Here is a 14,753-nt window from a genome sequence, read left to right on the forward strand (position 1 = left end):
GTACAGGTCGTCGACGTCCTTGCGGGTAGCCGCGTACACGATCCCCGGCTGGTGGGCATGCGAAGCGGCATAATCCAGCACGAACTCCTTCTTGTTCTCGCCCCGCAGCACCGACATCGCCAGATTGTCACGGCCAAGGCCCGTCACAAAGACGCCCGGACCCCGCAGACGCAGCAGCCGGAGCATGTCCTCCATGACCTCGGGCGTCGCCGTCGCCGTAAAGGCCGCTAGAATCGGCCGCTGCGGAAGCTCCTCCACAAACGGCGATACCGCCAGGTAGCTGGTGCGGAAATCATGCCCCCACTGCGAGACGCAGTGCGCCTCGTCCACCGCGACGCAGGATATGGACAATTCCGCCATTTCCAGGCGGAACCAGTCCAGCTCCAGCCGCTCGGGCGCGACATAGAGCAGCTTCAGCTCGCCCCGGCGGGCGGCGCGGATACGCTCGTTCACCTCTTTGCCGGTTAAGGTGCTGTTGATGTACGCGGCGGGAATGCCCGCCGCCGTCAGCGCGTCGACCTGATCCTTCATTAGAGAGATCAGCGGAGACACGACGAGCGTCAGGCCCGGAAGCAGCAGCGCCGGCACCTGATAGCAGATCGATTTGCCGCCGCCGGTCGGCATAATGCCGAGCGTGTCGCGGCCCTCTAGGAGACTCGCGACGATTTTTTTCTGGCCTTCCCGGAAATCGGGATAGCCGTAATATTTTTGCAGCATTTCCTGCGCATATTCCATCGTAAGTTCTTGCGGATTCATAGTCAAAACTCCTTAAACACTGTCTTTCTTTAGTTTACCGGACTTTGCGGCCTAGGGGCAACCGTGCGGAACAAATGAAGCCCGTCTATTTATTTTTGAACGCCAAAAAGTTAAGATGAGGAAGAGGTGACAAAGATGTCCAATTCCCTGCTGACAAAGAAAGCGTTGGCTCATAGTCTCAAAAAACGGATGGAACATACCCCGCTGAATAAAATCTCCGTAATACAACTGGTGGACGATTGCGGGCTGAACCGTCAGACGTTTTACTACCATTTTCACGATATTTTTGAGCTGCTGGGCTGGATTTACCAGAAAGAGGCTGTCGATGGCATCGCCGAGTACAGAGGATACAACACATGGACGGACGGGTTCTATAAAATATTTCTGTATATTGAGAACAACCGCGCCTTCTGTCTCAATACGCTGGAATCGCTTGGACGGAACCATCTGGACGCCTACCTTTACGCCGTAACGAATGATCTTATTATGGGCGTAATTAATGAATTGGCGGCGGGTATGCGGGTAAACGAGGATGACAAGCAATTTATCGCCAATTTCTATACGCTGGCGTTTACCGGCCTGCTTATCCAATGGATGAGAGATGGCATGAAGGAAAGCCCGAAGCTGATCATTGAACGGCTGAGCGTACTCCTTGAAGGACATTTTATGAGAGCTCTGCATAAATACGAGAAACAGCTGTCTTAGCCTCCGAGCCGGGATGACTGTATTCATTGACGAACCTCCGGGAATTCTGTCGCAAAACTCTACATTTCCGCTCAAGTGACCAATTTTTATACACTCGGCGGGGATTGACGATACCGCGCGCAGCGGACATGGATTACATTGAACATGTGAACGGCGTGCAAGTTTCCACGCTTTTGCGGGCGATGCACGGCAGAATTCAATATTCATGTGGAGGCGACTGTCTGTGATCCAGGAATACGAAAACAAACAGGTTTATTTTGTCGGCGGAGGTATCGCGTCCTTGGCGGGCGCCGCTTTTCTCATCAGAGACTGTGACTTCCCGGGAAGCGGCATTCATATTATCGAAGAAATGAGCATTCTGGGCGGCAGCAACGACGGCGCAGGCAGCGAGGAGCAGGGCTATGTCATCCGCGGCGGACGGATGCTGAATGACGAGACATACGAGAATTTGTGGGATCTCCTGATGTCGATTCCCTCGCTGGACCATCCCGGAAAGTCGGTGCGGGAAGAGATCATCGCTTTCGACAATGCGAATCCGACGCATTCCAATGCCAGACTGGTGAACGCAAGCGGCGAAGTGGTTGACGTGCTGTCGATGGGCTTCGATATGGCCGACCGGCTCGCTATCGGCAAGCTGATCATTACGCCCGAGGAACAAATGGGCAAGGCGCGGATCAGCGACTGGTTCGGCCCGCATTTTTTCACGACGAATTTCTGGTACATGTGGGCGACGACGTTCGCGTTCCAGCCTTGGCACAGCGCGGTCGAACTGAAGCGGTACATGATCCGGTTCATGCATGAATTCCCGAGAATCCAGACCCTGGAGGGCGTAACCCGCACCCCGTACAACCAGTACGAGTCGATTATTTTGCCGATGAAAAAATATTTGGAGGACCATGGCGTCGATTTCACGCTGAGATGCACCGTGACCGATCTGGATTTCAAGGAAGGCGACGGTATTACCGTTACCGGCCTGCATGTTGTCCGTAACGGAGCTGAAGAGCATATTGCGGTCAAAGAGGAAGATCTGGTCATTATCACGAACGGATCGATGACGGAAAGCTCCAGCCTTGGCTCGATGACCTCCGCTCCCCGCCTGAATGAGAAAGGAAGCTCCTGGAAGCTGTGGGAACGGATCGCCGTGAAGAAGCCCGGGCTCGGCAACCCTTCTTCCTTCGACGACCATATCGACGGCTCCAAATGGGAATCGTTCACGGTGACGTTCAGCGATACGGTCTTCTTTGATCTAATGGAACAATTCTCGCGCAACCGCGCGGGCACCGGCGCTCTGGTCACGTTCAAGGATTCGAGCTGGCTGATGTCGATCGTGCTCGCGTACCAGCCGCATTTCCGGAATCAGCCGGAGCATGTCCGGGTATTCTGGGGCTATGGCCTGTATCCCGACAAGGAAGGCGACTTCGTGAAGAAGAAAATGTCCGACTGTACCGGGGAAGAAATCATGACCGAGCTGCTTGGGCATCTGCATTTCGAGGAGCACAAGGAGGCCATTATGGCGACGGCGAACTGTATTCCGTGCATGATGCCGTTCATCACTGCCCAGTTCATGCCTAGAGCCATCGGCGACCGGCCGAAGGTCGTGCCGGACGGCTCCACCAACCTGGCGTTCATCGGCCAATTCTGCGAAATTCCGGACGACGTCGTGTTTACCGAGGAATACTCGGTCCGGACGGCAAGAATCGCCGTTTACACGCTGCTTGGCGTGAATAAGCCGATTACTCCGATCAATCATTACCAGTACGACGTCAGAACGCTGCTTGCGAGCTTGGTCACTTCGTTTCGATAAGGATAGGACAAAAAAGGGGAGGCGCACGCCGCGTCTCCCCTTCCACTTATTCGCGTTCGCGGCCCGCTGAGTTACACGCTGCAGGAACCGTCCGCACAGCCGTCACCGCTGGATGCTTCAGCAGAGCCGCCGATCACCCGGAGCGCAGGCGCCTCCTTCTCCTCACTCCAGACCTGATCCAGCACCTCGGAGAATACCGGTCCCGGCTGGGCTCCCGAAATGGCGTACTTGCCGTTGAACACAAAGAACGGAACGCCGGTAATGCCGAGCCGCTGCGCGGCTGCGATGTCCGCCTTCACTTCACCTTCATAAGCGTCCGAATCCAGTACCGTCAACGCCTCTTCCTTGTCCAATCCGGCTTCCGCCGCAAGCGTCCCGAGCACTTCACGGTCGCCCAAATTCAGCCCGCCCGTAAAATAGCCATGCATCAGACGTTCGGTAAGCTCTGCCTCAAGCCCCTTTGTCTTGGCATAATGCGCCAGCCGGTGGCTGTCATAAGTATTGGCGTGAATTACGGTGTCGAACCGGAAATTGAGACCCACACCCAGCGCCTGATCGGCAACCTGCGCGTTCATCGTCTTGGCCTGCTCCACGGTGATGCCGTATTTTGCGGCGAGCAATTCATGTATTTTCTTGCTGGTCGAAGCGGCCTCCGGGTCAAGCTGGAAGCTGTGATATTCGATTTCCACCTTGTCACGTTCCGGAAACTGGCTCAGCGCATGCTCAAGCCGTCTTTTGCCTATATAACAAAAAGGGCAGACGTAATCGGACCATACCTCTATTTTCATTGGAAGACCTCCATTGACTGCTGATTTTTTAATACTCACATACGATTATATAGTAAAATGACGGAATTACCATCTTTACTTAAGGACAACGTCGGGACAACGGATACATATTTTTACAGTTTGCTTACGAAGAACGCCGGGACAATAACGAGCATCATTTTGACCGAAAGGTTGTACTGAACTAGAAAATATGCCCGAACGGGAATTCGCGACCACCCTGGCGCGCCAACATCAAGGCAACTGAACTCAAGTTGGTTATGATTTTAGTTCAGCATCTTGCAAGCCTGCTAGAGTGCAGGTTTATTCGATCAAAAGTGCTTGTTAGCAGAAAAAACCTCCGATTGTGCAGGAATTTAAGGCTGAGCCGACTGCATTTAAGGTTGAATGGAAAAATAACTGCATATTGGCAGGTACTCCATCCAGCGAAAGTTCCAGGACCGACAAAGATGTACAATTTCAGGTTTTCTGCATGATTTGGTTCATCGCGCCCCGCTGCAGCTCGTACCGCACAACATGTTTGCCCGTCGCTCCTGTTACAGCAGTAAACCACCCTTTCTTGCAGAGTGTTTGCAGCATTCGAACGGCTGTGCGGTGATTGATGCCTAAATGAGTCTCCACATCGATGGGCCGAAGGGGGCGGGCGAGTATGCAGGCCAGACGAATGATTTCCCGTTCCGCCACACTGTGCAGGTCAACCGGAGAAGACTACGGCTGAAAGCGGCTCAGCACCATACGCAGAAGCGTGATGGTCCGCTCAGGATGATGAGCGACATCGTCGTAGGCAAAAGAAATGACCTGGAAACCCATAGCCGCTAAAAAAGTTTCCCGGTTCAGCTCGTTGCAGTATTTTTTTCTGTCCATATCCGTCACGTGCGGACCGAAACCTTTGATTTCGATAATGAGCTTCGCAAACGGCGTAAGCCAGGCAAAATCACAGAAATAGGACAGCCCCCGCCAATCGAGAACTTCGTATTCCGGATGCAAATGATTGAAATTTCCTTGAAGCGGCCACCATATGTTGTAACAAAATAACTTCTCGGCGTCCCTGTGCCCTCGCTCCAGGCGGCCCTTTCGTTCTCCCGTTCTGCTCCGCAAATGATGGTCGATAAATGCTGTATGCGCTTCCTCAATATTCACACTGATCATCTCCCTTAAAATGGCAAAGAACGCCCCGGCCCATTCGCTGGAATGGATCAGGACGTTCTTCGTCTCATACATGCAGTTTAACGTAAAATGGAGCATTTCGCCATTACAGCCTGACTGCCGGCGGACAATCACTTACCTATTTTTGACGAAAATTTTAACAGAGGCACGAATTGTCTTTAAAAATGATACCTCGCCATGTCCCATCTGAGTTATGATAGAAAGGATGTGACCAAGAATCTACTTTATGGATGGTGGAATATGTTCAAGAACAGAAAAACGGCGCTGCTCCTCGCCGCACTTATCATTATTATCGCCGCTGCCGCGGGAGCATGGCTGTTTATGGGCCATAAGGGAGACGATCAATCCAATACCGCCCAGACGCCGGCTAAAAGTGAAACGAAGTCGCTCTCTCAGCAGTTTTACATTTACGATACGGTAGTGAATATTAAGATTTATGGCGATAAGGTATCGCAAAAAAATATGGACGATATCCAGCAGCTGCTGGAACGGATGGATATGGAATTTAGCCGGACGAAGGAAGGCGGCGAAATCTACAACGTTAACCTCCAAGCCGGCAAGAATGCGGTTGCAGTATCGGACGAGACGTTGGATGCCGTAAAGCAGTCCATCCAATATGCCCAGAAGATGAACGGCCTGTTCGATCCGACCATCGGCCCGCTGGTGGACCTGTGGAATATCGGCAATGGCGGAGAGAAGGTTCCTCCGCAGGCCGAGATTGACAAGGCGAAGAGCCTGACCAATTACAAGGATATCATTATCGACGAGCAGGCCAAGACGGTCAAGCTCGCCAAAGAAGGAATGGTGCTCGATCTTGGGGGCATCGGCAAAGGCTACGCCGCAGACCGGATCGCCGATTATCTGAAAGAACAGGGTCTGGACAGCGCGATGATCAACCTTGGCGGAAGCAGCATTATTGGCCTTGGAACCAAGCCCGGCGGCGCACAGTGGAACATCGGGTTGCAGGACCCCGACAAGAGCCGGGGCACCCAGCTCGGAACGATCAAGATCAGCGATGAAGTTATCGACGCGTCCGGCGTTTACGAACGGTTTTTCATGCAGGACGGCGTGCGGTATCACCATATCCTTGACCCGAGAACGGGCTATCCCTCGCAGAACGGGCTCAAGAGCGTGACGATCATGAGTCCGAACGCGACCGATGCTGACGCCCTGTCCACAGGCGTGTTCCTGATGGGATATGAAGAGGGGCTGACATACCTGGAGTCGCTGCCGGAAAAGGTCGAGGCATTCTTTATCACCGATGATAACAAGATTTACGCAACCCCGGGTATCCGGGAAAGGCTTGTGCTGACAGACCCGACGTACAGCTTCGGGAATTGACGAAAGCGGCGGCTGTTCGTTTACCGGCTCAGCCAGCGCCGCAGTGTTCGCGATTTGCATAGAAAGGGAGACCGGAGTTCTGTTCCGGTCTCCCTCTTCTTGTATGTCGTCTATGACGTCTGCCACTCGCTCAATCCCCGGCTTGGCTCCGACTTTCATTCGAATAAACCGGACCGCTAGACCGATCCAACCGTGCTAATTCCTGTCGGAACACAGGTGCCGTAACCGCACTCCAGCTTAACCTTTCCGCACGCTCCCGTTATTCCTTGTTTGCTATATCAATACCTTAAAGTGAACAGAAAATAAATTAAAACATCTGGGTTCCTCGCCACCATACTTAAATAGAAAGATCCCTTTTTGTTTAGTAGGGAAATCTAACATTAATTCATTAATTTCCATCGGGCATTTCTTCCTTTGGAGAGATTTTGAATTACACCATCACGGCTTAGTCTGTTAAGAACATTCCGGATCGTTGGAGCTGTAATACCTGGGCAGCGGTCCTCAATGTCAGCTACGCTAAAATCTGCTGTTAGATTTTTAATGATAGTTTCAACCTGCCGCGCTTTCCATCCTCTACTACGATCCAAACTTCCAATTCGCTCTTCAAAACGTTGATACGCCTTGACCATGACAAACAGGAAATATTCAACCCAAGGAAGAATATCATGTTCTCCTTCATGCCATCCTATAGAAGACTGATATAGAGTTTCATAGTAACGGTCTTTGGTTTCTTCAATGATCTTCTCAATACTTATATAGCGGCCAACCTCATAACCGACTTGATATAGTAGCATTAGTGTAAGCAATCGAGCCATTCGTCCGTTACCATCCGAAAAAGGATGGATATAAAGAAAATCCAAGACATACACGGCAATGAGTATTAAATCACTAATACTTCCCTGGTCTCTCTTCTGAATAAACAACTAAATTATGTAGTTCTCTTATTTTTCTTTTTCCAGCAACGAATAGGGCTGTCCTACCAGACATGCCGAGTCACTACCTTACGGTGGTTTCAGGAATACAACATTAACGCTGTGTCGTGTGAAATTATCAGGGATATAAAAATAGCTGTCGAGACTTTCTCGACAGCCAGAACGGCTTGCGCCGTCTTTTTGAATATAAACATTAGTCCAGGAAACCCTCTAAACGATCGGCAGTGCTGCGAATTCTTCGTAATTCCGGAAAATATGGGTCGGCGTATGACCGTCAAGGGGTTCCCTGCCTCTCGGATTATACCAGTACATTTTCCATCCCGCGTCCAGCGCGCCAACGACATCGTTATGCCAAGTGTCGCCCACATACACGCTGTCTTCTGCTTTCGTCCCCGTAATCCGGTTAACATAAGTGAAGATTTCCGGATTAGGCTTGGCAATGCCGACAGCATCCGAAATAAAGATCCGGTCCTGCGGAATCAGCTTGTCCACGCCGAGCCCGCGGATTTTGCTCATCTGATGATCTACCGGACCGTTGGTAATAATGCCGACCACATGGCCTTCCGCCATGAGCCGCGTCAGCTGCGGGAGAACGCCGTCAATCATCTCAATGTTATACTGGCGGCCGATATAGCCTTCCTGCACAAGCGTCGCCTGCTCCCGGCTGAGGTGTATCCCGAATTCGCTGAAAGCGATCTCCATCCGCCGCACCCGCGTCTCGTCCAGGGGTAACTCTCCCTGCAGATACCTCGGCCATTGCTGGTCGCTGTGATATCTTACCCGGTCGAATAATTGCAGCACGTCCAGCACGCTCTCGTCCGGCTTAATCACTTCCCTCACCGCGTTCCGGAACGGAACAAGATGATCGTAAAGCGTATCGTCCAAATCAAAAAAAATCGCTCTTTTACCGCTGCTCTCCATCTCAACGCCCCTTAGTTTCCGCTGTTGATCAGGACCGGATGAAACCGTTATCCCCGGATAGTATAGTCAGAAAAATAGATTATAGCTGTAAAATTCGTCATCCCTTACGTAGCCTTGCTTCTCATAAAGCCGCTGGGCGGTAAAGTTATCGGTCCAGGTCGTCAGCGTCAGGCCCTTTGTGCCGGTCTCCTCCGCAAACTTGCGGGTCGTTTCCATCAGCAGCGCACCCGCTCCGCTTTTTCGCGCCGTTTCCGTTACGTACAGATCATTCAGAATCCACAGCCGCTGCATCGTAACCGAAGAGAAAGAAGGATAGAGCTGCGTAAAGCCGACCGCGCGTTTGCCGCCTTCGCTATCCTCTTCGACCGCAAGAAAAATAACCGATTCCTCTAGGCGGAGCCGTTCTTCCAAAAAGGCTCTGGCGCCTGCCCTGTCCGATTCCTGCCGGTAAAAAATCCGATACTCGTCGAACAAAGGCACGATCCTCTCCAACTCCTCAAGACCCGCCCGCACCACAAAATTCCGTTTCACTTTCATCGCTCCCCTTTGCCAAATCGTTATACCTTCATTTTAAGATTGGCTCTAAAGGTTTGCCATGAAGAAAATATCGCATTATTTAGACTTATCCCTAACGTGCAGTCTTTTGAACTTACGGAAGTTCAATCCAATATCGGCAGTACCGGTTGTCCAGCTCGGCCATATGCCCCCTGTTATTCTCAATGACCCGCCGCGATCCCTCATTATCTTCGTTGCAGGTAAGGAGTACCCGGGGGATGCCCAGATCACGCGCTTTGTCTAGAAGGCCCGCCAGCAGAGCCGTGCCGTAGCCCAGTCTCCGCGCGGAGGGCCGGATGCAATATCCGATATGGCCGCCTGTGACAAGCAAAGAGTCGGTCAGCCAGTGGCGCAGCTTGCCATAGCCTACCGGTCTTCCTTCTGCGTACAAAAAGTAAAGGGTTTGCGGCACTTGTCCCGGAGCCAGACCGATCCCGGCGGAATAATCCCGCAGAACCGGAAGCAGCTTCAGAAATTTGGAGTATCCGGCAATGTAGAGACTATTCACAAATCCATTCTCCCCGGCCCCGATTTCGCGGGCCATCTCATAGATCTCCTTGCCTTCAGCAGCCGTCAGCTCGCGCAGCTCCATCGCCATACGGCCTCATCCTTTAAGGCCCATAAAAAATATGGCGGGCTGCGATCTTCCCTTCCTCAATATCCAGCAGTCCGAACGAATACAGCTTCTCCCGCCGCTTGTCTGTCGGCGAACCCGGATTGAACAGCAATATGCCGTTCTCCCTTCGCATTAGCGGCTGATGGGAATGGCCGAACAGAATGCAGTCCAAGTTCTCGCCAGCAAACGCCCTCAAGGCATTGCCGTCCGTCCCCCTCCCGGTATAGGGCTGATGTCCGTGAACCATGCCGATGCGCGCGCCCGCAACCGTTAAGATTTTGCGCGCGCCGAATCGCTTCACAATGTCTTGCCCGTCGTTATTTCCGGCAATTCCGTCAACCGGCGCCAGAGCGGACAGTTCGTCATACACTTCCATATCGATCCAGTCCCCCAAATGCAGAATCAGTTCGACTCCCGCCAGCCCCTCCACCAGTGCTTTTGGCAGTTTCTTCCTAGTAGGCCGGGTCATATGAGTATCCGAAACGACTCCCACTTTCATCTTGCTCCGCCTCCTCTTGATTAAGATTCATATTGTAAATTATTGTACGACGAAGACTAAGGTCCGTCCACCGAAGCGGCAGCGCCGCCCACCAGGACGCACAGCGCAGCCCCATCGCTACACATGATGCTCCCCAGGCAGCGTCAGCTTTACCGTGCCGTTATGCCTGTCGTAATACATCGCGATATGCAGCGAACGGCAAATGTCATCAAGCGGAACCAGCAGCCTTCCATTCCTGAGCTCCGGCTGGTCGCCTGCCAGAAGCACGCTGCGCCCGTTAACCGTCAATTCCCGTTGGGGCACGAACTGCCGAATCCGGCCGATCGTCTGCGCAGGAGTCCGCAAATTGCTTCCCCCGTTAATCCGGCCGGCATTTAATTCTCCTCTGCTGGTCAGCCCTTCTTTTACCGTGAAAGTCAGAGGGATGCCGAGGGATGCTGTGACATTAAGCACCTTGTCATTATAAGCCCCATACGGAAAAGCGAGCGCCGAGTCGGTATTGCCGAGCTCCTCTCTCAGCCTCTTCTCCGCCAGTCCCAAATCTCCCTGCACTCTGCGGTAATATTCTTCGTTATATTCGTTCCGGGTCTCATCGTCAATGTAGCGCTGCGCGACAAGCGCCGGCTCCTTCCCGCCTTCGGCGTCGACAACGTCATAGAAATGAAGATTATAGGTGTGATTGTAGAAGCCCATGCCGAATTTTTTCATCTCCCGCATCTGCTGCCAGGTCAGCTTGGGCAAACCACCCTTGCCGGGATTATCGACATCTGAGACGATGACGAAGTCCACCGCCGTATAGCCGTATTTTCGCAAAATTGGAAAGGCCAGCTTGTAGAAGCTCTCATAGCCGTCGTCGAAGGTAAGCAGCACGGCATTGTCCGGAATTTTACCATTCTCAAGCATAAACCGCCGGTACTGTTCCATTGTAATTACATGATAACCGTCCTGTTTCAGCAGCTTCATCTGGTCATTGAACCGGTCTACCGACAAAATCGAGGGCAGCAGCGGTTTCCGGGATAGATGATGGTACATCAAGACCGCCACTTTGTCTTTATAGTAGACCCCTTTAGGCAAGGGCGCCGGCCGATCCCAGCGGATTTTTACCCCCAGAAGGCTTTCGGCGAATGTTTGCGGAACCAGCAGCTTATGATGCAAAGATTCGAGGGGACCGGATGATTTCAGCACTCGCCCGCCAACCTCGAATTCAACTTCACGGGGCTCATGTCTGACAATGATAAAAGCGGCCAAACAGGCCAGGATTACGGCAGCCAATACAGGAACGAATAATTTTCTCAACGTAGAACTCTCCTAACCATCGTACAGTCTCGCTTCTATTTTGTATTCTTATCATATTCCGCCTTCGACCCTCATTAAGTAACAACTTTTTAATCTTTTCAGGGCATTTTATGGATATATGTCCATGACAAAAGAAGCCGGCCGAACGTCTCGGACAGCTGTCTTCCTTTCGGATCGAAAAAAATTCCATATTGCTTGAATTATTATTTGTATTTCCGCCAGTCCTGGCTGCTATTCTCCAGCAGATGGGCAAAATCGTTATCCAGCCGCTTCTGCTCCGCCTTGCGCGCTTCCTCCGCCTTCTTACGCTCCGCTTCTTTGCGGTCGTTCTCCTCATTCTTCAGCTCATCGGCCTGTGCCTTCAATTTGTTCAGTACTTCACTGCTCAGAAGGTCCTTCAAGGTTGCCGGAGTATCCTCTTTGCTCACCCGTGGAGCGTTTGGCAATTTCTTCTTTTTTGCCATTGCAATTTCCTCCTTGTTATGCTTATTTTTGTTCATATTTGTTTTAGTCCATTGTCTTTTCGTTTATAATGAAAGCAAGAGGTGAGACAAATGAAGCAGACTTCCTTGTGTCCCCGGCTGCAAAAGAGCATGGATATTATCGGAAAACGCTGGACCGGTCTGATCATTTACCAGTTGCTCCAAGGACCGCAGCGATTCGGCGCCATCGAAGCCTCCCTGCCTCTTAGCGGAAGACTTCTGTCCGAGAGGCTGAAGGATTTGGAACAGGAGGGCATCGTGCGCCGGGAAGTATTTCCTGAAACGCCAGTGCGGATTCAGTACTCCCTGACCGACAAAGGAAAAGCGCTGGAATCGGTCATCCGGGATCTGGAGCATTGGTCCCGGGACTGGATTGAGACCGAAACCAACTCATCCAAATAAATCATTAGATCGCCGCATGAAGGGAGATCGGCCGAGCCGCTTTCCCTTTTTGCGTGTTGTGCCCTACACCTTACGGCCGACGATAACCAAATCACGCAGTATCCCATCCATGTCGGCTACTCCGGGCAGGAGCCCCCAGCGCTCGAAGCCGAATTTCTCCAGAAGCCCCAGGCTTGGCCCGTTGTGCCCAAATACCAAACCGACCAGATTGCTTATTCCAAGCCGCCCGCATTCCTCGATTGCTTTGCCCACAAGCAGGCTTCCGGCTCCGCTGCCTCTGTATTCTTCGGCTACATAAATGCTGATTTCCGCCGTTCCGTTATAGGCCGGCCTTTCATGGAACGACTGAAAGCTCAGCCAGGCCGCGATTTCACCGTCTGTTCTAAGCACCCACAGCGGGCGGTGGCCGCTGCCATGCTCATGGAACCAGCCGAGCCGGTCCTCCACGCTCACGGGTTCAAGGTCGGCCGTAACCATCCGTCCCGGCACGGTGGAGTTGTAAATAGCCATAATGCCCGGCAGATCCTCCAGCGTTGCATCTTCAATATTGCTCTTCTGCCATTCCATCCATTCATTCCTCCTTCTCTATCGTAAACTGCACTTTAGTTCTGCATAAGGATTGTCGCGGACTGCGAGAAATGCTTGGTATAGAATAGCTTGTGTTCAACCCCTGCTGCAAATTGAAAGGAGTATATCACCAATGAATTTAAACGGCAACACCAATGGAGGAATATCTATGTATGAGCGTAACAGTCCGCAGCCGCTTATTGAAGAGCTGACCTGACTTTTTACCGGCAAACGGGAGCGCTCCGTCCTAAGGTTTGAACATGCGGGAGGGAGCTTCTTTGTGCCGGGGCAGCTTGCTTCATCTCTAACCGGTAAGCTCCCGTAGCAGGAGCACCGGCTTCCCACGGAAATTCGCACTACCGTGCGTCCTCCTCTTGTATGTTCTATAATGGTTTCATTGCCTTTTTGTTATCGTGAATTGAAGGGAGAGCAATGTACAAATGAATGAAGCTCTGAAAAGACTCGATCGGGAAATGGCTGCGGAAGGGCTGGACGCCCTGCTGATCACCGATCCCAAGCATGTATATTACTTGACCGGCTTCGCCAGCAACCCGCATGAGCGGTTCCTCGGTCTGCTGCTAGGCCGGGGCGAGGAACCGGTGCTCATTGTTCCCGCGCTCGACGCTGAATCTGCACATGCATCCTCAACTGTCTCTAATATCGTTACGCACAGCGATACGGAAGATCCTTACAGCCTCCTGAAGAATCATCTCGGACCTAAGCTTGGGAAGCTGGGCATCGAGAAGGAGCATGTCTCGGTGGCACGCTTCGAGCTTCTGTCGAAAGCCGCGCCTGCGGACAGCTTCGCCGACATTGGTCCTCTTCTGCGCCGTATGCGGGCCATCAAATCCCCGGGGGAAATCGAGCGCATGGAGCATGCGGCCAAGCTGGTGGAAGAAGTGCTGCGCCAGGGGCTTGCCCATGTGAAGGAGGGGGTCAGCGAAATCGAGCTCGTTGCGGAGCTGGAGTATTTGATGAAAAAGCTCGGCGCCGCCGGGCCCTCTTTCGATACGATGGTGCTGTCTGGGCCTAATACCGCCCTCCCGCACGGCGTTCCCGGCAGACGGCTTATCGCGCCCGGCGACCTGCTGATGTTCGATCTCGGCGTATTCGCGGATGGCTATGCTTCCGACATCACCCGCACCTTCGCCGTAGGGGAGGCGGACAGTGAGCTGGTCCGCATCTACGATACCGTGCTGGCCGCCAACAAAGCCGGCATTGCCGCCGCCAAAGCCGGCTCCTCCTACGGCTCGGTCGACCAGGCCGCGCGCGCCGTTATTGAAGAAGCGGGGTACGGGTCTTATTTCGTTCACCGTGTGGGCCACGGCCTTGGCATGGACACTCACGAATATCCTTCCCTGCACGGCCTTAACGGGGACATCATGGAAAGCGGCAATGTCTTTACGGTGGAGCCCGGAATCTACGTTCCGGGACTCGGTGGCGTGCGGATCGAAGACGAGGTGCTCGTCACGGAGGGCGGCGCCCGGACGCTGACCCAATTCCCTAAAGGCTGGACTGTGCTGGAGCTGTGATTTCCGGCAGCGCGGCAGCAGAGACCGGAGCCTTCTCCAGCCGGACCGGGCACCCGCTCTTCGCCTGTCCGTACGTATAAATGTCACCTCAAGGCAGGGATAACCTGCCTTACTGCTAACCAATAAGAGAGCCAGCGTGTCACAATCATGCGCGGCTCTCTTTTTTATAAAAATAATATGTGCGTCCCATAAAGAAAAATTGTGAAATATTCTGCAAAAATCATTGAAGTGCAGAAAATTATAACTTACATAGGCCATTTCTCCCTATTCAACCGACGGTTAATTTTATAAAATAGTATTCATGCACGCCACTCCATGTCTTTATGCCGGGTCGAACGGCAGGATAATAGACCTAGCTGTCAAGAACCAACGCTGGCCTACAATGGATTGCAG

Annotated in this window: 17 protein-coding genes; 5 read left to right on the plus strand and 12 right to left on the minus strand. The window is 52.6% G+C overall.

The features are described from left to right. A partial coding sequence (locus L691_RS0101425) for a RecQ family ATP-dependent DNA helicase (RefSeq protein WP_025688330.1) occupies nucleotides 1–756 on the minus strand: 756 nt, incomplete at its 3' end. 135 nt (nucleotides 757–891) lie between these two features. Between L691_RS0101425 and L691_RS0101430 the strand changes: the two genes are divergently transcribed. After that, a complete protein-coding gene (locus L691_RS0101430) occupies nucleotides 892–1,461 on the plus strand; it encodes a TetR-like C-terminal domain-containing protein (RefSeq protein WP_025688331.1) in 570 nt (189 codons plus the stop codon). 223 nt (nucleotides 1,462–1,684) lie between these two features. Then, on the plus strand, nucleotides 1,685–3,265 hold the full coding sequence (locus L691_RS0101435) for an oleate hydratase (protein ID WP_025688332.1): 1,581 nt from the start codon (nucleotides 1,685–1,687) through the stop codon (nucleotides 3,263–3,265). Nucleotides 3,266–3,336: 71 nt separating this feature from the next. Here the strand turns inward: L691_RS0101435 and L691_RS0101440 are convergent, their stop codons facing one another. From L691_RS0101440 to L691_RS34040, 3 genes are all read right to left on the minus strand, one after another. Then, a complete protein-coding gene (locus L691_RS0101440; RefSeq protein ID WP_025688333.1) occupies nucleotides 3,337–4,053 on the minus strand; it encodes a DsbA family oxidoreductase in 717 nt (238 codons plus the stop codon). 456 nt (nucleotides 4,054–4,509) lie between these two features. Further along, on the minus strand, nucleotides 4,510–4,734 hold the full coding sequence (locus L691_RS34035) for a hypothetical protein (protein WP_332249019.1): 225 nt from the start codon (nucleotides 4,732–4,734) through the stop codon (nucleotides 4,510–4,512). Nucleotides 4,735–4,758: 24 nt separating this feature from the next. Next, complete coding sequence (locus L691_RS34040) at nucleotides 4,759–5,295, minus strand: DUF559 domain-containing protein (protein ID WP_332249020.1); 537 nt, start codon at nucleotides 5,293–5,295, stop codon at nucleotides 4,759–4,761. A 162-nt stretch (nucleotides 5,296–5,457) separates the two neighbouring features. Between L691_RS34040 and L691_RS0101450 the strand changes: the two genes are divergently transcribed. Continuing rightward, nucleotides 5,458–6,558 carry an FAD:protein FMN transferase gene (locus L691_RS0101450; RefSeq protein ID WP_025688334.1) on the plus strand — a complete coding sequence of 367 codons (1,101 nt, stop codon included), beginning with the start codon at nucleotides 5,458–5,460 and terminating at the stop codon, nucleotides 6,556–6,558. A gap of 380 nt (nucleotides 6,559–6,938) precedes the next feature. On the opposite strand, the gene L691_RS0101460 is transcribed toward L691_RS0101450, so the two are convergent. The 7 genes from L691_RS0101460 to L691_RS0101490 form a co-directional block, all read right to left on the minus strand. Continuing rightward, nucleotides 6,939–7,481, minus strand: a complete 543-nt coding sequence (locus tag L691_RS0101460; RefSeq protein ID WP_025688335.1) for a Fic family protein — start codon at nucleotides 7,479–7,481, stop codon at nucleotides 6,939–6,941. Between the two features lie 219 nt (nucleotides 7,482–7,700). Further along, nucleotides 7,701–8,411, minus strand: coding sequence for an HAD family hydrolase (locus tag L691_RS0101465; RefSeq protein ID WP_025688336.1), 711 nt, complete (start codon nucleotides 8,409–8,411; stop codon nucleotides 7,701–7,703). 66 nt (nucleotides 8,412–8,477) lie between these two features. Beyond that, nucleotides 8,478–8,942, minus strand: coding sequence for a GNAT family N-acetyltransferase (locus L691_RS0101470; protein ID WP_025688337.1), 465 nt, complete (start codon nucleotides 8,940–8,942; stop codon nucleotides 8,478–8,480). Between the two features lie 118 nt (nucleotides 8,943–9,060). Beyond that, the gene (locus L691_RS0101475) at nucleotides 9,061–9,564 is read right to left on the minus strand and encodes a GNAT family N-acetyltransferase (RefSeq protein WP_025688338.1); all 504 of its coding nucleotides are present in this window, start codon (nucleotides 9,562–9,564) and stop codon (nucleotides 9,061–9,063) included. 13 nt (nucleotides 9,565–9,577) lie between these two features. Continuing rightward, a complete protein-coding gene (locus L691_RS0101480) occupies nucleotides 9,578–10,081 on the minus strand; it encodes a metallophosphoesterase family protein (RefSeq protein ID WP_025688339.1) in 504 nt (167 codons plus the stop codon). A gap of 117 nt (nucleotides 10,082–10,198) precedes the next feature. Next, nucleotides 10,199–11,377 carry a polysaccharide deacetylase family protein gene (locus L691_RS30410; protein ID WP_025688341.1) on the minus strand — a complete coding sequence of 393 codons (1,179 nt, stop codon included), beginning with the start codon at nucleotides 11,375–11,377 and terminating at the stop codon, nucleotides 10,199–10,201. 203 nt (nucleotides 11,378–11,580) lie between these two features. Further along, entirely contained in the window at nucleotides 11,581–11,841 is a 261-nt protein-coding gene (locus L691_RS0101490; RefSeq protein WP_025688343.1) for a YqkE family protein, read from the minus strand. A gap of 90 nt (nucleotides 11,842–11,931) precedes the next feature. Here L691_RS0101490 and L691_RS0101495 point away from each other — a divergent pair, with 90 nt between their 5' ends. Beyond that, the gene (locus L691_RS0101495) at nucleotides 11,932–12,261 is read left to right on the plus strand and encodes a winged helix-turn-helix transcriptional regulator (RefSeq protein WP_025688344.1); all 330 of its coding nucleotides are present in this window, start codon (nucleotides 11,932–11,934) and stop codon (nucleotides 12,259–12,261) included. Nucleotides 12,262–12,324: 63 nt separating this feature from the next. Here L691_RS0101495 and L691_RS0101500 read toward each other — a convergent pair whose 3' ends face one another. Then, nucleotides 12,325–12,828: a GNAT family N-acetyltransferase gene (locus tag L691_RS0101500; RefSeq protein WP_025688345.1), complete on the minus strand. Its 504-nt coding sequence runs from the start codon at nucleotides 12,826–12,828 to the stop codon at nucleotides 12,325–12,327. A gap of 440 nt (nucleotides 12,829–13,268) precedes the next feature. Between L691_RS0101500 and L691_RS0101510 the strand changes: the two genes are divergently transcribed. Then, on the plus strand, nucleotides 13,269–14,360 hold the full coding sequence (locus L691_RS0101510) for a M24 family metallopeptidase (protein WP_025688346.1): 1,092 nt from the start codon (nucleotides 13,269–13,271) through the stop codon (nucleotides 14,358–14,360). Nucleotides 14,361–14,753 lie beyond the last annotated feature (393 nt).

It is taken from the genome of Paenibacillus zanthoxyli JH29 (assembly GCF_000520715.1).
Taxonomy (GTDB): Bacteria; Bacillota; Bacilli; order Paenibacillales; family Paenibacillaceae; genus Paenibacillus_AQ; species Paenibacillus_AQ zanthoxyli.